Origin of the sequence: Corallococcus sp. CA047B (assembly GCF_003612065.1) — a bacterium.
GTDB classification, from domain to species: domain Bacteria; phylum Myxococcota; class Myxococcia; order Myxococcales; family Myxococcaceae; genus Corallococcus; species Corallococcus praedator.
On record NZ_RAWD01000199.1, the window covers coordinates 1 to 18,115 of the forward strand.

Sequence of the window (18,115 nt, forward strand, 5' to 3'; positions counted from 1 at the left end):
TCCCAGGATCCCGCCCAGGCGCTCACCGGCATCCCGGGCATGGACTTCTCCGCGCTGCCCCCGGCCGCGAAGCGCGAGCTGGCCACGGTGTTCAGCGACGAGTTCTGCTACTGCGGCTGCCCCCATGCGCTGGGCGCGTGCCTCAAGCAGCACACGGGCTGCAAGCACGCCAAGCGGATGGCCCGGCTGTCCGCGCGCCTGGTGTCCGAAGGCGGCCCCGCGAGCGAGGTCATCGTCACGCTCTCCAAGTACTACGGCTCCTTCCGCGAGGCGCGCGCGCCCATCAAGGTGGATCCGCGCATGTGCCAGGGCGACGCCAACGCGCCCGTGACGGTGGCGGAGTTCTCCGACTTCGAGTGCCCCTTCTGCGGCAAGGCCCGCCCCATCCTGGAGGGCTTCGCGAAGAAGCACCCCACGGAGGTGCGCTTCTGCTACCTGCCGTTCCCGCTCTCCATCCACGCCAACGCCATCCCCGCCGCGCAGGCGGTGCTGTGGGCGCGCGACCAGGGCAAGTTCTGGCAGATGCACGACGCGCTCTTCGGCCAGCAGGAGAACCTCAAGAAGGAGGCGCTGCCCGCGCTGGCGAAGTCGGTGGGCCTGGACGGGGACCAGCTGGCCGCCGTGCTGAAGACGGAGCAGTACAAGGACGAGATCGACGGCTTCCTCGCGCAGGGGCGCATGGCGGCCATCAACGCCACCCCCTCCGTGTTCTTCAACGGACGGGCGTACGACCTGGGCTTCCAGGAAGGGCTGCTCGAGCACAGCATGGAGGACGAAGTGGAGTGGCGCGCGAACAACAACGCGTGGGCCGCCGACTGACACCGGGATGAGCCAACGCTTCCGCATCGATGGCGCCGCGCAGCTGGTCCCCGAGGACCGCACCGGCATCCCCGCGCTCGCGGGACGCTCGGGCACGTACGCGCTGATGCCCACGGCGCCCGACCTGCTCGTCTTCTCGCGCATGCCTCCGGAAGGGGGCTCCATCCCCACGCCCCGCGTGGTGCTGTCGGGTGACGCGGGGGGCTTCCCGCTGTCGGACCTCATCGCGTTCCTGAGCCAGTCGCGCTGGAGCGGCGTCGTCCGGGTGCACACCCCGGGCGGCGAGCGCTCGCTGATGATCCGCGAGGGCGAGGTGCGCGGCGCCACGTCCGAGGAGCCCGCGGACCGGCTGGGCGAGGTGCTGGTGCGGCTGGGCTACGTGGACCGGGCCCAGGTGGAGGCGGTGCTGCGCGAGCAGTCGCCGTCGAAGATTGGCCGGGCGCTGGTGGAGAAGGGCGTGCTGCAGGCGCACGACCTGTTCAAGTGCGTCACCCACCAGGTCAGTGAGATCTTCCACGCCATCGTGCTGTGCCGCGAGGGGGCGTTCTTCCTCATCGACCAGCCCCTGGACGAGAAGACGGGGCACTCCATCCAGCTGTCCACGCAGAGCCTGCTGATGGACAGCATCCGGAAGATCGACGAGCTGGCGCACTTCCGCAAGCGCATCCCCCACGGCCGCATGTACGTGGCGCGCAAGCGTCCGTCCGACGGCAAGCTGGAGGAGGACGAGGACCGGGTGCTGGCGATGCTGGACGGGCGGCGCACGGTGCTGGAGCTGGGGCACGCGGCGCGGCTGTCCGAGTTCGACGTCACCAAGGTCGTCTTCCGGCTGTTGGAGGGCGGGTTCGCCGGGCTGTCGGACAAGCCCGTGGGCGCGCCCGCCGCCGTGGTGCCGGAGAAGGCGGCCGCGCAGCGTGCACGTCCTGTTGCGCGCACGGTGGCGCCGGTGGATGCCCGCCCGGTGGCGCGCGTCTTCAACTTCATCTTCCGGGAGATCCGCGACGAGGTGTCGCGCCAGGGCATGGACCACGAGTTCATCGCCGCGGCGAACGCGGCGCTCTCCGGACAGGCGCTGTCGTCGTCGCCGGTGCTGGAGGGGCTCGCGTTCGCGGCGGACGGCAGCCTTCCCGAAGGCCGGCTGATGGAGTCCTTCGACAAGCATCGCGCCCAGTTGGGCAGCGAGCCGCTGGCCTCGTTCCGTCAGGCGCTGAGCGACGTGATGTTCTTCCTGCTGTTCCAGGCGGGAGAGTTGTTGGAGTCGCGCGCGGACGAGGACCTGGCTCGGCGCGTGAAGGAACTCCTGGCCACACTCGAGGCTCCGTGACGGACGCTGGCTTTGGTTTTCCCCGGCTGACAGCCGACGTGCCCGGATGTGGGGGCGCCTTCAAGCTCACGCCCGATGACTTCGAGGTGGAGGAGCTGCCCGCGTACCTGCCGTCCGGCGAGGGCACGCACCTGTACCTCTGGGTGGAGAAGCGCGGCCGGGACACGCGCGAGGTGGTGCGCGCGCTGGCCGCCGCGATGGGCGTGCGCGAGGACGACATCGGCGTGGCGGGGATGAAGGACCGTCAGGCGGTGACGCGGCAGTGGTTGTCCGTGCCCGCGAGCGCCGAGGCGCGCCTTCCGGAGTTCTCACTCGACGGCGTGAGCGTCCTGGAGTCGAAGCGGCACGGCAACAAGCTGCGCACCGGGCACCTGAAGGGAAACCGCTTCCGGCTGCGGCTGCGCGGCATCCGGGACGTGGGCGCGGCGCGAGAGACGTTCTCCCGGCTGTCCGCGCAGGGCGTGCCCAACTACTTCGGGGAGCAGCGCTTTGGTCGGGCCGGGGACAACGCGGACCTGGGCCGGATGCTGCTGCTGGGGCAGCGCCTGCCGAAGCGGCCGGATCGCTTCCAGCGCAAGCTGTACCTGTCCGCCTTCCAGTCTCGCCTCTTCAACCAGGCGCTGGTGCAGCGGCTGGAGGCGGGGACGCTCGCCACGGCGCTCCTGGGTGACGTGCTGCGCAAGGAGGAGACGGGCGGCCTCTTCGTGTGCGAGGCGCCCGAGGTGGACACCCCCCGCGTCGCCGCGTTCGAGGTGAGCCCGGCGGGACCGATGTTCGGCCCGAAGATGACCGCCTCCAAGGGCGAGGTGGCGGAGGTCGAGGCGAAGCTGCTCGTCGACGCGGGCGTCACGCCGAGCGACTTCGTGCGCGGCGGAGATGAGACGGAAGGCACGCGCCGCCCGTACCGCGTGCGGCTGGGCGCGCCGGACCTCACGGTGGACGGCGAGGACGCGGTGCTCACGTTCGAGCTGCCGCGCGGCGCCTACGCCACCGAAGTGCTGCACGAGCTGCTCAAGGACGGCTGAAGTCCAGGCGGCTCAAGGGGCAGGGGGCCTTGGCTCTCCGCTCTGCTCAAGGCGGCGGACGTTCGCTCCATCACGGGGCCCAGGGGCACCGGGCTCCGGAAACGACCACGCCTCCCAGGGCGTGAGGCCCGGGGAGGCGCGGGGTGCTTCGAGCGTCCCCGCTCCGTCGTGGCGGAGCGGGGTGGGGCGGGGCGCTACTGCCGGACGACGTTGAACTCCGTGCGGCGGTTGAGCGCGCGGCCGGCCTTGGTGGTGTTGGGTGCCACCGGCTGGGCCTCACCGAAGCCCACGGCCTCCAGACGGCCCGGGTCGATGCCCCGCTTGAGCAGCTGCGCCATCACCGCGTCGGCGCGCTTCTGCGACAGCTTCAGGTTGGACGTGTCGTTGCCCAGCGAGTCGGTGTGTCCCTCGATGCGCACCTTGCGGATCCACGACGCGTCCTTCAGCGCCTGGGCCACGTCGTCCAGGATGGTCGTGCTCTGCTTGCCGATGATCTTCGCGGAGCCGGACCCGAAGAGGATCTGCTTCTTGATCTCAATCCGGTCCTTCTTGACGATGACCATCTTGTACTGCTTGGCGCAGCCACGCTCCTCCTTCACGCCCGGGTCTTCGGGGCACGCGTCCAGCCGGTCCACGATGCCGTCGCCGTCCTTGTCCGGATCCGGGCAGCCGCCATTCTCCGGCGGGCCGGACTCCAGCGCGCACTTGTCCTGCGCGTCCGGGACGCCGTCGCTGTCGTTGTCCAGGTCCGGGCAGCCGTCCTCGTCCTGGTAGCCGTCCTTGTCCTCCGGCTCGTCCGGGCACTTGTCCTTGTCGTCGTTGATGCCGTCGCCGTCCTTGTCGACGATGGGGCAGCCCAGGTTCTGCAGCGGGCCCGGTTCGTTGGGGCACTTGTCCGTGCCGTCCACGATGCCGTCCAGGTCGTTGTCCAGCTCCGGGCAGCCGTCGTCGTCCTGGAATCCGTCCTTGTCCTCCGGCTGGTCCGGGCACTTGTCCACGTTGTCCAGGACGCCGTCGCCGTCCTTGTCCTTGGGGGCCTCCGCCGGGCAGCCGTTGTTCTCCGCCACGCCGGGGATGAGCGGGCACTTGTCCTGCGCGTCCAGGACGCCGTCAGCGTCGTTGTCCGTGTCCGGGCAGCCGTCCTGGTCCTGGAAGCCGTCCACGTCCTCGGCCTGGTCGGGGCAGGGGTCGTCCTTGTCCAGGACGCCGTCGCCGTCGCCATCCGTCTCTTCGATGCTCACCACCACCTGCTGCTGGGGCTGCTGCGGCTGGTCCGGCTGCTGCGGCTGCGGGGCCTCCGGCCGGTCGCGCACCAGCACCTGGCGCGGGGCGCAGTTCTTGGACAGCTCCAGGGCGCGCTTCACGGCGCCGTCGGCGCTGCGCACGTGCTGGGCCGCGCGGGTGCTGTTGCCCTGACTCAGCTCGCCCCGGGCGAAGTCGAGGTTGGCCTCGGCGGCGGCCAGTTCGGCGGGCGCGCAGCGCAGGGCGCCGCCCCTGCGGGCGCGCTCCACGTCGGCGGTGAGGACCTCGGTGTCAGCGCGGATCTTGTTGCCGCTGACGCAGGCGGTGGTGGCCAACAGCAGGGTGAGCAGCGCGGACTGGGACAGACGCTTCATCGGGGAGCGCTCGGGCGTCACGGGTTCTGGGGGCGACCCTGGGAGTCGGCGTTGGCGGCGGACATGGCCTTCTCGCGCGCCTCGTTGGCGAAGCGGGACGCCTTCACCGCGAAGTCCACGCCGGCCTGGTAGTCCGAATAGCCGACCTCCTCCCGGGCCTTCTGGAGGTAGAGGTTGGCGGCCGTCCACTCGTAGGGGGCTTCCTTCTCGGCGCCGGCCGTACGCGCGGCCTGGATCTGCACCTCCGCGTCGAGGATGTTGGACGTCGATTTCACGGGGCCACATGCGGTCAGCACGCCCGCAACCGCCATCAGGAGCGACTGCTTCGTCATCACGTGGGCCTCGGTCATCCTAGAGGGAAGCGACTTGAGTCGGTCGTATCAATCGCCCTCGGGAGGGTCAAGAATCGGGCGGTCGGCGTGAAGCAGGGAGCCGGGCGGAGGGGGGGACTTTGACGGCAGGCGCCGCGCTTGCCATCGTTCCGGCCCCGTGCGTTCCCCGTCCGCGTCGCTGCTCCTCCTCGTGGTCCTGTTGCCCCTGGCCGGCCTCGCCGCCGGCTCCGCGTCCGCGGCCAAACGCGCCCAGAGCCGCAAGGAGGCGGACGCCGTGCTCGCCCAGGTGTCCCAGGGCGGCCCCGTGCCGGCCGCCGCGTCGCGCCTGCGCTACCTGCGGGAGGAGTCCTACGCGGCCGAGCAGCTCGGTCCCATCCTGCGCAACACCTTCGAGGAGCGCACCCGCCGAAACCTCGCCTCGCTCCTGGCGTCGCTCGGCGCGCGCCAGGGCGAGTCCACGCTCGCGAAGCTCGCCTCGGATGGCGACAGCACCGTGCGCATGTACGCGGCGCAGGGGCTGGCGAAGCTGGGCAGTCGCAACACCGCCGTCGTGCTGCCGCTCCTGAACGACAAGAGCAGCGGCGTGCGCCGGGAGGCCGCGCGGGCCCTGGGCGCGTCGCGCAACCCCAAGATGGGCAAGCCGCTGATGGCGGCCGCCAGGACGGAGCAGGATGTGGAGGTGCGGGCCGCGCTGCTGGAGGCCGCGGGAACGTCCGGTGACACGAAGCAGAAGCCAGGGCTCAAGGCGTACCTGGACAGCGACTCGGAGAGCACGCGCTTCGCCGCGGCCCGGGGGCTGTGCCGGCTGGGGGCTCCGGAGGGCTTCGCGTTCGCGCAGAAGCTGCTGGGCAACCCCGACAAGTTCGTGCGCCGCCAGGGCCTGGCGCTCTTCGAGGGCGTGCCGGCCAAGAAGGCCAGCCCCGTGCTGTCGCCGCTCCTGAAGGACGCGGACCGCGCCATTGCCGCCGCCTCCGCGCGGATGCTGCACCAGGGCGGGGATGCTGCCGCGCTGGACTGGCTGGTGCTGGCGTCCTGGAACGCGAAGGGCGAGGAGAAGCTCACCTATGAGAAGGAGCTGGAGACGCTCCAGCTCGCGGACGACCGGCGCAAGGCCATCCTGCGCAAGGCCGGGGTGGCGCCGTGAGCTTCGTAGGGATGTGCGCGCTGGCGCTGCTGGCCCAGGCGCCGGTCGCGTCCCAGGCTCCGGGCAAGCCCGTGCCGCCAGCGCGCGCGGTGCCCGCATCCCTGAGCGCGCCCGCGAATCCAGGGGCCCTGCCGCTGCCCGCGCCCGTGCGGGAGAACGGCTGGAAGCCCCTGACGCCGGAGCAGCGCGTGGCCCTCATCGCGGATCAGGCGGAGACGCCGCTCGCCGAACGGCTCCTGGGCATGAGCGAGCGCTTCCTCAACACCCCCTATGTGCTCTCCCCGCTGGGGGAGGGCCAGGGCGTGGATCCCGACCCCACCTTCCGCCTGGACGCGGTGGACTGCCTCACCTTCGTGGAGGAGACGCTGGCGCTGGGCATGGCCCACGGCGAGCCGGAAGTTCCGGCGCTCCTGGAGCGGATCCGCTACGCGAGCACGCCCGCGTACGAGGACCGCAACCACCTGATGGAAGCGCAGTGGCTGCCCAACAACATCAAGAAGGGCCTGCTGGTGGATGTGACGCGGCGCTACGCGAAGGACGACGCCGTCGCCGTCACCAAGACGCTCACCGCGAACACCTGGCAGTCGAAGTCGTCCCTGGCGCTGCAGTTGCCGAAGGAGCGCCAGCCCGTGGGCACCTTCGGGCTCACCATGATTCCGTTGGACAAGGTGCTCACGCACGCGCGCGACGTGGCGTCCGGCACCATCCTCGTCGTGCTGCGCGAGGACCTGCCGCTGAAAGCCACGCGCATCACCCACCTGGGCTTCGTGGTGCAGAAGAAGAAGCGCACGTACCTGCGCCACGCCTCCCGGGGCGGCTACAACCGCGTGGTGGACGAGGACCTGGAGACGTTCCTCGCCCGCAACGCGCGCTACGACAAGTGGAAGGTGACGGGCGTGAGCCTCTTCGAGGCCCGGCGTCCGCCCCCCACGCTCGCCTCGCAGCCCGCGCCCTCGGCGGGCAGCGCGGACGTCGGCGCGCCTTGACGCTCGTCCCCTCCTAGAAGGCGGGAGGGGCGGCGTCCGCCTGGGCGCGGTCCAGCTCGCCCTCGCGCTCCTCTTCCTCGGCGGCGCGTCCGGCTTCGTCCGCCGTGGCCAGCCCCTGGATCTTCACTTCCTCCAGGAGGGCGGCGGCGCGCGTCTGGAACGTGTCCGGGACCAGGATTTCCCACCAGGGCAGCAGGTTGCCGGTGGTCAGCTCGTCCACCACGCCCGAGCGGCCGGGGCGGACGATGAGCGGGATGTGCTGTTCGTTCAGCACGTCCTCGAAGACCTGGGCCGTCACGGGATCCTCCGCGATGCCCGCCTTCACGAACCGGTGATCATCCAGCTCATGGGGAAGCGGCAGCCCCCGGTCACGCATCTCGTCCGACGAGACGAGCGGTGGGTGGTTGGGGCAATCCGTGCAGTTCACGACACTGTCCTGATACTCCGAGCCACACCGTGCGCAGTACCTCATGAGGCCCTCCTGGGCGATGGCTGGAATGTTAGGAACGCTTCGCGCGGATGGCAGGCGGCCCCCTGTGCGAATTCCTCAGTGCTTCGCCTCTTCCCCCAGCTTGCAGACCATCTTGCTGAGCCCCTCCACGTCGATGGGCTTGCGCATCACGACGTCGCAATACCCGGCGCCGTCCACCTGCGCGTAGCCGGACACGAGCACGACGCGGGCGTTGGGTTCGCGCTCCTTGACCTGCTGCGCCAGCTCCGTGCCGTTCATGCCCGGCAGGGACTCATCCGTCACCACGACGTCGGGATGGGTCTCCTCGAAGGCCCGGAGGCCCGCGACGCCGTCCGCGGCGGTGGTGACGTCGAAGTCGTCCTCCAGCAGCTCCGCCAGGAGTTCACGGCTGTCACCGTCGTCCTCGACCAGCAAGACCTTGATTCGCTCGCCATCCATGCGCCTACAGCAACCCGGTGCTGAGGGTTATTCATTCACCCGGGCCGTCCCGGACGCGGCGACGGTCGGCTGGCTGCTTCGGGGGAGGCCAGGCGGGAAAGCTTGCGAAAGCCCCTCACGGAAGGGCCGGGGACTGCCCATGTTTGTTCCCGGAGGTGAATCCATGAAGGTGTTGTTGCGTGGAGTGCATCTGAAGCTGTCGGACAACCTCAAGGCGTACACGGATGAGCACCTGGTCGCTCACATCGAGCGGTTCGCCGAGGACGAAGCGTCGGAGATCGACATCGCGCTCGTGGACATCAACGGACCCAACAAGGGAGGCGTGGACAAGGAGTGCCGGGTGACGGTGCGCATGCCCGGAATGGAGGCGGTGCACGTGACGGAGACGGCGGAGACGCTGTTCCAGGCCATCGACGCAACGCGTGACCGGTTGGAGAAGACCATCAAGCGCGCGGTGGAGCGGCGCCGCAGCGTCGCGACGAACGGCCTGCCGTACGACCTCAACGCGGACGCGGCGAGCAACCTGTAGCCGTCCCGCTTTTGCCGCGTGCTCGCTGTTCAGTAGACGAAGGGCCCGGGAATTCCGGATGCCAGCCAGGCATCCGGCCCCCGGGTTCCTTCAGGCCAGTTCCTTGCTGGGGTCGGAAGGTGGACGCTATAAGCGGATCCCCTCACCCTTGGGCTAAAGGACGGCGATGGTCCGCCTCAAGTTCCTGCTGTTCGCACTCCTGGTCCTCGGACTGGGCCTGGCTCACCTCCCGACGCTGTCGGCGCCTCAAGGCGCGCGCGCGGTGGAAGGCGCCGCGCTCCAGGCCGCCTCGGGTGCCGGCGAAGTGTCGCGGCGCGTGGATGCGCGCCGCTCCGAGATCCAATCCCTGGCGCTGAAGCTGGCCGGCAGTCCCGGCGTGGCGGCCGCGGTTCACGCCCTGCGTCCCGCGCCGGTGGCGAAGTCGCCGCGCGACCGCAACGCCGGGAAGGACGCGGAGGAGGCCGGTGCGCTTTCGCCGCTGACGGCCGAGCGCTTCGGGGCCCTGCGCGCCGCCGCGGAAGCGGTGCTGCCCAAGGAGCTGCAGGGCGCCGTGGTGGCGGTGGTGGCCGGGGACGCGAGCTTCCATGCGCGCGCCGGGGCCGAGCCGTCCTCCGATGCCGCCCTCCTGGACGTCCCGGCGCTCGCGAAGGCGGGCACGTCCGTGGTGGACGCCTTCGGGGCGCCGCACGTCTTCGCGTCCGTGCCGCTCGTGTGGAGCGGCGATGCGACCCAGGCTCCCGCGCTGACGCTGGTGGTGGGCGCGCCGCTGGTGGCGGACACCGCGCTGCAGGGCGCGCTGGACGCGTCGGGCGTGGCCGCGCTGGGGCTCGTGCAGGGTGACAAGGTGGTGGGGGGCGTGGGGACGGAGAAGGCGCGGCTGGATGGCGCGCTGCCCCGGCTCTCCGCGGGGGCGAAGGACACGGTCCTGGAGACCGGGTCGCTCCAGGCGCTGGGCCCGGTGCAACTGCCGGCGTTCACCCACGGCGATGCGATGGGCGGACAGGCCCCGTTGTTCGTGGGGGCCCGCCGGGCGCTGGAAGGCACGCCGTACGAAGTGGTGGCCCTCGCGGGCACCGCGGCGGCGCTGGCCCCGCTGGCCGCGTATCAGCACACCGCGCTGCTGGCGCTGGCGGGGTTGCTGCTGCTGAGCCTCGTGTGGACGGCGCTGATGGGCGGGGGACGCAGCGCGTCTTCCGACGATGCCGTCGCCACGGGCAACGGGGACACGCTGGGCTGGTCCGCGGCGATGGCCGCGCAGTCCGCGGCGCCGGTCGCCGTGGCGCCTGCTGCCGCCGTGCCCGCGCCGCTTCCGGATCCGTTCGGGTCGGCGGCGTCCGCGGAGCCGGTGTCGAATCCGTTCGCTTCGGCGATGTCGTCGGAGCCGGTGTCGAATCCGTTCGCCTCGGCGGCCCCTCCGCCGGTGAGCCCGGCGGCGGATCCGTTCGGGAGCGCGGACGCGTTCCCGTTCCCGTCGTCGGCGGATCCGTTCGGAGCGCCGCCTGCCCAGGCTTCCGGTGGGCTGGGGGATCCGTTCGCGATGCCGCCTCCGGCCGCCGCGCCGATTCCGCTGTCGAATCCGTACGGCGCGCCGCCTCCGGTGGCGACGTCCGCGCCGCTGGCGGATCCGTTCGCGGGGGTGGAGTCGTTCCCGTTCCCGTCGCCGCCCGCGGCCTACCCGCCGCCCGCGGCGGAGCCGTTCACGCCGCCTCCGGCGTACGCGCACGGCACGCCCATGCCCTTCGAGCATGCGGCCCCGTCGAACGAGCCCATCGCGCAGGCGGCCCCGCGTCACGGCGGAGCGTTCGCCTTCGAGGATCAGCCCACGGCGGCGTATTCGCTCCAGCAGGCGGCCAACCCGTTCGCGCTGGCGGCGGCGCAGTCGCCGGATGACGCCAATCCGGAGACGACGCGCGTGGCGGCGATTCCCCGCGAGCTGCTCCAGGCGAGCACCCGCCCCACGTCCGAAGCCATCCCGATGCCGCCCCCGCGCAACAGCGGCCCCCAGGCGATTCCGCTGCCGGGCGCGAGCAACACGGCGGCCGCGGCGGCCCTGTCGGAGGAGCAGCACTTCCAGGACGTCTTCCGCGAGTTCGTCACCACGCGCGAGCGCTGCGGTGAGGTGGCGGACGGCCTGACGTACGACAAGTTCGTGCAGAAGCTGCGCAAGAACAAGGAGCAGCTCGTCACGAAGTACGCGTGCAAGACGGTGCGCTTCCAGGTCTACGTGAAGGAAGGCAAGGCCGCCCTCAAGGCCACGCCCGTCAAGGACTGACGTCCGGCGGACGCGTGTCGTGCCCGAAGGCCCGGGACCTCCTCGCGAGGTGCCGGGCCTTCTCGTTCGCGGGCGGTGCGGCGGGTTCCCGAGGAGCGCTCCGAGCCTCAGCTCGCGCGGGGGAGCACGACGCTGAAGCGGGCGCCCTGGCCCGGCTCTCCGCCCACCTCCAGCCGGCCTCCGTGCTCCTGGAGGATGCGCGCGGCGATGGCCAGCCCCAGGCCGGTGCCGCCGTCCTTGGTGGTGAAGTAGGGCTCGAAGATGCGGGCGCGGTGTTCGGCGGGGATGCCGGGACCGTCGTCCTCCACTTCGATGACGGCGTCCGCGTCGGTGCCCTTCACGCGCACGCGCAGCGCGCCTCCCTTGCCCGTCATCGCCTCCTCGGCGTTCTTCACCAGGTTGACGAGCACCTGGGTGAGCTGATCCCGGTCCGCGCGGGCCACCACGCCCGTCTGGAGCGCGGGCTGAAGTTGGATGCCCTCGGGAGGCGCGGCGTAGAGCGAGAGCACGCCCTGGGCCAGCTCTCCCAGGTCCACCGGAGCGAGCTGGGGCTTGGGCAGGCGCGCGAAGCGGCTGAACTCGTCCACGATGCGCCGCAGTCGCTCCACCTCCTCCAGGATGACGCCCGCGCTCTCCTTGAAGAGGTTGGGGAAGCTGGGGTGGCGCGCTTCGTGCGCGGCCAGCAGCGTCTCCAGCGACATGCGGATGGGGGTGAGGGGATTCTTGATTTCGTGCGCCAGCCGTCGCGCGACTTCCTGCCACGCGGCGATGCGCTCGGTGGCCATCAGCCGCTCGGTGGTGGCCTTCAGCTCGGACGTCATGTGGTTGAACGTCCGGACCAGTTCGCCCACCTCGCCGGAGGCCCGGGCCGCCACCTGGACGTCCAGCGCGCCTTCGGCCACGCGGCGGGCACCGGAGGTGAGGGCCTCCACCGGCCGCGTCATCCACCGGGACACCCACAGGCCCAGCAGCGCCGCGAAGGCGAGGCCCAGGCCCGCGAGCAGGAGGAATGCGCGCATGACGCCTTCTTCCGCCTCACGCGCGGCGGCGCGGCTGAAGGTCAGGCGCACGGAGGCCGCGTCGCCCAGGGGCAGCACGCGCGCCACGGTGGGAGGGGCCGCGCTGCCCGCGTGCGCCACCGTCGTCTCGCCGGACAGCAGCGTCACGTCCGTCTGGGTGAGGCGCGCCAGGTGCTGCGCGAGGCCGTCGTCCAGCACCACGCCGCCCACAGCCCAGAGCCGCACGTCGCCGTAGTCCACGGGTCGCGCGGTGACGAGCGCGGGCACCTGTCGCAGGCCCGCGTTGCCTCGCACGTCCACGCGCACCGGCACGGGGCGGGGGGACTTCTCCTTCGTCACCGCGAAGAGCACGGCGTCCGGGTCGCCGCGCCGGGCGGGCAGGTGTCCGGAGGACAGCACCGTGCCGTTGCGGTCGAACAGCGTGAGCACCGTGAGACCCCGGCTCTTCATGAGCCCTTCGGCGGTGCCGGCCTGGATGGCGCGCAGGGGGCGGTCGCGCGCCTCGCGCACCAGGTCCTCCATGGCGGGACTCTCCACCAGCTCCTCCACGGCGCGGCGCGCGTTGGAAGCGGAGCGTTCCAGGGACTCCTGCGCGGAGGCGGTGGCGGCCGTCATGCGCGCATCCAGTTCGCGCGACAGCGTGTCGCGCAGGCGCGTCAGCGTCAGGGGCACCACCACCGCCAGCGGCACCAGCGCGAGCAGGGCGAACGCGAGCGCGAGCCGGGTTCTCAGGCGCATGCGATGGCTTCCTGCCCGTTGGCGTGGCTCACGGTCAGGCTTCGTCCGCGAACATTCTGGCGAACTCTTGCGGCGCGCCCCTTCACCCCGGCGCGGCTCACTGGCGGCCCCCACCACCCGACGCCTCGACGGGCGACAGCCACGCGCCCTCCAGCACGGGCAGGCCCTGCGCATCCAGCATCAGGCCTGACACCTCCGGTGCCGCGCGGAGTCCCAGCCCCTGCGCATACAGCGGGATGAGTGGCACCGAGGGCGCCAGGGCCAACGCCCGCTCGCGACCTCTCGCATCCCGGGCTCCCGCATCCGCGAGCGCCCCGATGGGCGGAAGCTCCACGCCGAGCAGATCGCGCCGTCCGCCTGCTTCCAGCACCACCGCCAGCGCGGGCCCGGGGATGGGCGGCAGTAGCAGGGCGCTCAGCATCAATTCGAAGTCGCCCCGGGCCTGCCGTCCGCGCAGTGCGGCGCGTGACTGCGGCTCCAGCGCGACGGTGTAGCCCTGCTCGTGCAGCTTCACCTGGATGCGCTCGGCTACGGCTCGCTGATCCGCCAGCGCGGCGTCGTAGGCGAGCGTCACCTTGCGCGTCGTGCCCGTGGGCGGCGCAGCGGGCCTTGCCTTGGACCCTTGAGGCAACAGCGCGGGGGGCAACAGGTTCGGCATCGGCACCGCCGGCCCCTTCACGAACAGCCGCGTGAGGTCATCGCGATCGATGGCGCTCTCGAAGGCCTGTCGGAAATCCGTGGGCACCTTCCGGGGCGAATATGCCAGGTATGTCGCGTACAGCGCCGCGCCCGTGAGGGTGTCGTTGTCCGGGGGCGTGCCCAGCTCCACCTGCACCTGTCGCGCGGACCACAGCCGCGTCAGGCCGCGTTCATCCGTGGCGGTGAGCGCCAGACGGTCCAGGTACGGCCGGCCCTCCGGCCACGCGGGCTGCGCCTCCAACACGCCCCTACCCGCCGCGCTGAAGGGGCCCGACGCCGGAGACGGCGGGGGCGCGAGCGCTGGATGGCAGAGCGAACGCTCCAGGTCGGGCCACGGAAAGGCCAGCGCCAGCTCCAGCGTGGCCCCCGAGGACGTCACCTGCCGACCCTCGCCCCGCAGCGGGTACAGCAGCGCGCGGTACGGAGACAGCGCGTCGGGCGACGACAGCCGCGTCCAGGCCCGGGCCACGGCGGTGGCACTGACAGGGGAGGGCAGCGCGACACGCAGGGCCTGGGGCACCGGGCGCGACAGCTCGCGCGCCAGCGTCGGGTGGATGCGTCCGTCGGCGTCCACGCGACACACGGGCCGCGTCAGCAGTCCCAGGAGCGCGGCCTCCATCGGCGTGTCGGCGAGGGCGGGCTCTCCAATCTCGGGCGGACCGGCATGGGCCGCGCGCAGCTCACCTCCATAACGCGGACGGCTGGCCGCGAGCGTCGGGGCGGAGCTGAGGAGGACCAGACCGGCGAGGGCGGAGCGGATCATCACGGTGCACCCTGGCGCAGGAGGAACAGCTCGCTCGTGCCATCCGGCTTCCACGACCCCACGACGACCTCCCGGCGCTTGTCCCCATCCAGGTCCGCCGTCACCACGAACAGCGCACGGCCCGGTGGAAGACCCCCCTGCCACAGCGGCTCATGCGCCATCGGTGCATCGGGCGTCAGCGACAACACGCGCATCGCATCCGGTGTGGGCTGGAGCAGGGGCGACGTGGTGATCAGCTCCGGGACACCATCCCCATCCAGGTCTCCCAGCGCACTGCCCACTCCCAGGCCCGACAGCCGTGAAGGCGCGGACGCGGGCCTCGCGTAGAGCGATGCCGTGCCGTCCGCGTGGACGAACAACATGCGTGGGGACGCGAAGCTCGCGGCGCCGAACGGCGCGGGCACCGTGAGGCCCCGCCCATCCGCCAGCCGGACCTCCGGCGCGAACACCGTCTGCCCGGGCACGAACGTCCCGCGCTCCATCCCCCCCAGCGGCGCCGCATCCAGCGTCCCCGCCGAGCGCAGCGTCCCCTTCGCCTTGTCCAGCACCAGCAGCTCACCCTTCGCGTAGCGCGTACTCCAAGCGGCCAGTCGAGGAGGTCCCGCGAGCACCGCCAGCGCCCCGAAGGGCTCCCGCGTCGTCGCCGTCGCGGGCGCGCCTTCCAGCTCCCGCCGCGCCAGCAGCCGTCCATCCGCCGCGAACACGAACACCTCGCGCGCGGTGAGCGCGGCCACCTCGTCGCGACCATCTCCGTCCAGGTCGCCCGAGGCCAGCGCGGCCAGCGGCGTCTCCACCCGGGCGAACACCGCGCCCAGCAGGCGCACCGGCCGCTTCTGCTGCGGCCCGGGGCCCGGCGTCCCGTTGGCGGGCGCCCCCACCGAGGCCAGGGCCAGCACCGCGGCATCCGCCTCCACGCCCTCGGCCACGGCGGCGGCGGGCTTCGGCGGACGCGTGGGCGTGCGGCCGGACCAGAAGTTCACCCACGTGCCCAGCACGTCGCCCCGTGCCACCAGCTCGCCGCCCTCCACGTCCAGCGTGAGCCGCACCAGCGAGCGGGCCCCCTGTTCGCGGGCGGTGGCCTCCGCGCGCTCGGGGGGGACCTCCAGCACCACGGGCCCCAACTGCTGGGCCGCGAGCCGCGAGGCCAGCAGCGTCCCGAAGGCGCGGCGCAGCTCGGCGGAGCTTCCGGACAGGGACACCGCGACGGGCGCCTCGGCGGGCGCGGCGCGGATCGCCTCCGCCACGGCCACGGCGAGGCGGGCCGTGGCGGGGGGATCGCCTTCCGCCGCGAAGGCCCCGGAGGGCAGGGCGAAGGCGAACGCCAGGAACAGGGACAGGAGCGAGCGACTCACAGGCCCTTCTTGCCACCTTCCTCGATGAAGAAGTTGTCCGGCGTCACCTGCCCGGGCGGCGGGGCCTCGGCGGTGGGCTGGGTGCCTTCCAGGAAGGGCTCCAGCCGGCCCGGAACCGAGTTGCCCGCGAGCAGCCCCGTCGCCGGGTCGATGCGCACCTGCGTGACGCCCGGGGGCACCTCGAAGTCGCGCGCGGGCAGCCCTTCTTCCGCCACGCGCATGAAGTTGAGCCAGATGGGCAGCGCGGCCCGGCCACCCGTCTCGCTGCTGCCCAGGGGCGAGTTGTCATCGAAGCCCACCCACGCGCTGGCCACCCAGTCCATCGTGTAGCCGGAGAACCACGTGTCCTTGGACTCGTTGGTGGTGCCCGTCTTGCCCGCGGCCGGTCGGTTCAATTCACGCACCGCCCGCGCCGTGCCCTCCTCCACGACGCTGCGCATGAGCGACGTCGCCAGGTACGCCACCGCCGGGGGCAGCGTCTCCTCGAAGGCCGGCTGGTGCTCCTCCAGCACGGTGCCGTTCGCGTCGCGCACGCGCAGCAGTTGCAGCGGCTCCGCGTAGCGGCCGTTGGCCTGCAGCGTGGCGTACGCGTTGACGGCCTCCAGCATCGTCACCTCGCCAGTGCCCAGCGCCAGCGTGAGGTTCTCCGGCAGCGCGGAGCGGATGCCCGCCCGCCGCGCGAAGTCGATGGCGGTCGCGGGGGTGATGGCCTCGATGAGCCGCACGGACACCGTGTTCTTCGACTTGGTGAGCGCCGTGCGCATCGTCATGGGGCCTTCGAACTGGCCGTCGAAGTTCTTCGGCTTCCACGCCTTGCCCGTGTACGGATCGCGGATGGTCTCCGGCGCGTCGTTCACCGTGGACAGCGGCGTGAAGCGGCCAGAAGCCAGCGCGGCGGCGTAGATGAAGGGCTTGAAGGATGACCCCGGCTGGCGCTTCGCCTGCGTGGCGCGGTTGAAGGACGAGCGCTCCGCGTCGTAGCCGCCCACCATCGCCACCACATTGCGGTTGGCCGGGTTGATGACGACAAGGCCGCCCTGCACCAGCGGCACCTGATCCAACGTGGCCTCCACGAAGGCCGGCGCGGGCGGTGCCTTGAGCACGCGCACGAACACCAGCTCCCCGGGCGTGAACACGTCCGCGATGCCCTTGGGCGCCTTCTTGCCCTTCTGCCGCGCCCACCCGACGGACGCGAAGGACACCTCCGCGGTGCGGCCCACCAGGTCCACGCGGGCCACGTCGCGCTTGGGGTCCACCTCCGTCACGTAGCCGGTGAGGCGCAGGCCCTCCTCCATCGGCTTGAGGAGCACGCGTCCGGCGCGCTCGCGCTCCGGGGACTGGGGCGCTTCTTCTTCCTCGACCTCGGCGGCCAGCTCCGGTGGGGCCTGCTCCTCCGCGCCGTCGACCTCCGGCACGGTCGGCTTGACCTGCGGCGTGGCCGGGGCCGAGGGGGCCTGGACGAGCGGCGCCAGGTCCGCGACATAGCCCTGGTCCTTCTGCCGGCGCCCGGCCTCCTCGATGCGCTGGGCGATGAGCGCGCGGTAGCGGGCCCACGCGTCCGCCTCCAGCTTGCCCGGAGCGCCCCGGTAGCCCTGACGCCGGTCCACCGCCTCCAGGCCCTCGCGCACGGCCTTCTCCGCGACGGACTGGAGCCGGGGCACGAGCGCGATGTCCACGCGCAGGCCGCCCTCCATCACCTTCTTCTCACCGTAGCGCTCCACGAGCGTGCGGCGGATCTCCTCCGCGTAGTACGCCCCCGCGGAGGGCGCCTTTCGCGGCGCGAGCACGATGGGCTTCTCCTTCTCCGCGTCCACCACCGCGCGCGCCACGAAGCCCTGTCCGGCCATCTGCTCCAGCACGTAGCGCTGGCGCTGCTTGGCGCGGGTGATGTTCGTCACCGGGTTGATGCGGTGGGGCTGCTGCACGGTGCCCGCGAGCACGGCGGCCTCGCCCACGGACAGGTCCTTCGCGTGCTTGCCGAAGTAGAAGAGCGCGGCCTCCTCCAGGCCGTAACGCCGCTGCCCGAAGTACACGCCGTTGATGTAGAGGCTGAGGATCTGATCCTTGGTGAGGGCCTGCTCCAGGCGCGGGGTGAGGATCCACTCGCGGATCTTCCGGCCCAGGCTGCGCTCGGGCGTGAGCAGCATGTTCTTCACGACCTGCTGCGTGAGTGTGGACGCGCCGGACTTGCGGCTGCCGGGGATGAGGTTCTTCACGCCCGCGCGCAGGATGCCGAACGGGTCCAGGCCCTCGTGCTTGTAGAAGTCCGCGTCCTCGGCTGCGAGGAAGGCGTTGCGCACGTGGACGGGCAGGTCCTCGATGCGGATGAGCGTGCGGCGCTCCAGCGCGAACTCCGCGCAGAGCGTGCCGTCCGCGCACGTCACCTTCGTCACCTGCGGCGGCAGGTAGACGCGCAGGGACTCCACGGAGGGCAGGTCGCGGCTGTAGTAGGCGTACGTGGCCACGCCCGCGGCGATGAGCAGCACGAGCCCCACGACGCCCAGCACCAACAGCCGCTTCGTCCAGCGCCACAGCGCGGCGCCGAAGCCGCGCCTCGGGGGCGGCGGTGCGCCGGTCGGGGCCGGAG

The 18,115-nt window shown here is 72.0% G+C and carries 15 protein-coding genes; 7 read left to right on the forward strand and 8 right to left on the reverse strand.

Features of this window, described 5'->3' with window-relative positions:
• The 3 genes from D7X74_RS26700 to truD form a co-directional block, all read left to right on the forward strand.
• Positions 1 to 819 (forward strand): thioredoxin domain-containing protein (locus tag D7X74_RS26700; protein WP_120535828.1); only part of this gene is annotated, 819 nt, incomplete at its 5' end.
• A 7-nt stretch (positions 820 to 826) separates the two neighbouring features.
• The gene (locus tag D7X74_RS26705; RefSeq protein WP_120535829.1) at positions 827 to 2,143 is read left to right on the forward strand and encodes a DUF4388 domain-containing protein; all 1,317 of its coding nucleotides are present in this window, start codon (positions 827 to 829) and stop codon (positions 2,141 to 2,143) included.
• Complete coding sequence (gene truD, locus D7X74_RS26710; protein WP_120535830.1) at positions 2,140 to 3,168, forward strand: tRNA pseudouridine(13) synthase TruD; 1,029 nt, start codon at positions 2,140 to 2,142, stop codon at positions 3,166 to 3,168. The genes D7X74_RS26705 and truD overlap by 4 nt, the downstream gene beginning before the upstream one ends.
• A gap of 194 nt (positions 3,169 to 3,362) precedes the next feature.
• Here truD and D7X74_RS26715 read toward each other — a convergent pair whose 3' ends face one another.
• Both D7X74_RS26715 and D7X74_RS26720 read right to left on the reverse strand, forming a co-directional pair.
• Entirely contained in the window at positions 3,363 to 4,784 is a 1,422-nt protein-coding gene (locus D7X74_RS26715) for an OmpA family protein (protein ID WP_120535831.1), read from the reverse strand.
• 17 nt (positions 4,785 to 4,801) lie between these two features.
• A complete protein-coding gene (locus tag D7X74_RS26720; RefSeq protein WP_120535840.1) occupies positions 4,802 to 5,116 on the reverse strand; it encodes a DUF4398 domain-containing protein in 315 nt (104 codons plus the stop codon).
• Between the two features lie 157 nt (positions 5,117 to 5,273).
• On the opposite strand from D7X74_RS26720, the gene D7X74_RS26725 reads away from it, so the two are divergent.
• Both D7X74_RS26725 and D7X74_RS26730 read left to right on the forward strand, forming a co-directional pair.
• Positions 5,274 to 6,260 (forward strand): HEAT repeat domain-containing protein, encoded by a 987-nt coding sequence (locus D7X74_RS26725; protein ID WP_233602265.1) that lies wholly within the window; start codon positions 5,274 to 5,276, stop codon positions 6,258 to 6,260.
• A complete protein-coding gene (locus D7X74_RS26730) occupies positions 6,257 to 7,246 on the forward strand; it encodes an N-acetylmuramoyl-L-alanine amidase-like domain-containing protein (protein WP_120535832.1) in 990 nt (329 codons plus the stop codon). The genes D7X74_RS26725 and D7X74_RS26730 overlap by 4 nt, the downstream gene beginning before the upstream one ends.
• Positions 7,247 to 7,259: 13 nt before the next feature.
• Here D7X74_RS26730 and D7X74_RS26735 read toward each other — a convergent pair whose 3' ends face one another.
• Positions 7,260 to 7,673 (reverse strand): DUF2007 domain-containing protein, encoded by a 414-nt coding sequence (locus D7X74_RS26735; RefSeq protein ID WP_233595435.1) that lies wholly within the window; start codon positions 7,671 to 7,673, stop codon positions 7,260 to 7,262.
• A gap of 120 nt (positions 7,674 to 7,793) precedes the next feature.
• Entirely contained in the window at positions 7,794 to 8,156 is a 363-nt protein-coding gene (locus tag D7X74_RS26740) for a response regulator (RefSeq protein ID WP_120535834.1), read from the reverse strand.
• Between the two features lie 163 nt (positions 8,157 to 8,319).
• Here D7X74_RS26740 and hpf point away from each other — a divergent pair, with 163 nt between their 5' ends.
• Positions 8,320 to 8,685 (forward strand): ribosome hibernation-promoting factor, HPF/YfiA family, encoded by a 366-nt coding sequence (gene hpf / locus D7X74_RS26745; RefSeq protein WP_120535835.1) that lies wholly within the window; start codon positions 8,320 to 8,322, stop codon positions 8,683 to 8,685.
• Positions 8,686 to 8,851: 166 nt separating this feature from the next.
• Positions 8,852 to 10,957 (forward strand): MXAN_5187 family protein, encoded by a 2,106-nt coding sequence (locus D7X74_RS26750; protein ID WP_120535836.1) that lies wholly within the window; start codon positions 8,852 to 8,854, stop codon positions 10,955 to 10,957.
• A 107-nt stretch (positions 10,958 to 11,064) separates the two neighbouring features.
• Here D7X74_RS26750 and D7X74_RS26755 read toward each other — a convergent pair whose 3' ends face one another.
• The 4 genes from D7X74_RS26755 to D7X74_RS26770 form a co-directional block, all read right to left on the reverse strand.
• Entirely contained in the window at positions 11,065 to 12,714 is a 1,650-nt protein-coding gene (locus D7X74_RS26755) for an ATP-binding protein (RefSeq protein ID WP_120535837.1), read from the reverse strand.
• Positions 12,715 to 12,811: 97 nt separating this feature from the next.
• Positions 12,812 to 14,179 carry an ABC transporter substrate-binding protein gene (locus tag D7X74_RS26760; protein ID WP_120535838.1) on the reverse strand — a complete coding sequence of 456 codons (1,368 nt, stop codon included), beginning with the start codon at positions 14,177 to 14,179 and terminating at the stop codon, positions 12,812 to 12,814.
• Positions 14,176 to 15,528, reverse strand: coding sequence for a VCBS repeat-containing protein (locus D7X74_RS26765; protein ID WP_120535839.1), 1,353 nt, complete (start codon positions 15,526 to 15,528; stop codon positions 14,176 to 14,178). The genes D7X74_RS26760 and D7X74_RS26765 overlap by 4 nt, the downstream gene beginning before the upstream one ends.
• A partial coding sequence (locus D7X74_RS26770; RefSeq protein ID WP_233595962.1) for a penicillin-binding protein 1A occupies positions 15,525 to 18,115 on the reverse strand: 2,591 nt, incomplete at its 5' end. The genes D7X74_RS26765 and D7X74_RS26770, both read right to left, overlap by 4 nt.

Excerpts from the sequence above, each read along its gene's own strand:
- D7X74_RS26705 (WP_120535829.1), top strand. The coding sequence starts at position 827 with ATGAGCCAACGCTTCCGCATCGATGGCGCCGCGCAGCTGGTCCCCGAG.
- D7X74_RS26715 (WP_120535831.1), bottom strand. The coding sequence starts at position 4,784 with ATGAAGCGTCTGTCCCAGTCCGCGCTGCTCACCCTGCTGTTGGCCACC.
- D7X74_RS26720 (WP_120535840.1), bottom strand. The coding sequence starts at position 5,116 with ATGACGAAGCAGTCGCTCCTGATGGCGGTTGCGGGCGTGCTGACCGCA.
- D7X74_RS26740 (WP_120535834.1), bottom strand. The coding sequence starts at position 8,156 with ATGGATGGCGAGCGAATCAAGGTCTTGCTGGTCGAGGACGACGGTGAC.
- hpf (WP_120535835.1), top strand. The coding sequence starts at position 8,320 with ATGAAGGTGTTGTTGCGTGGAGTGCATCTGAAGCTGTCGGACAACCTC.
- D7X74_RS26750 (WP_120535836.1), top strand. The coding sequence starts at position 8,852 with ATGGTCCGCCTCAAGTTCCTGCTGTTCGCACTCCTGGTCCTCGGACTG.
- D7X74_RS26755 (WP_120535837.1), bottom strand. The coding sequence starts at position 12,714 with ATGCGCCTGAGAACCCGGCTCGCGCTCGCGTTCGCCCTGCTCGCGCTG.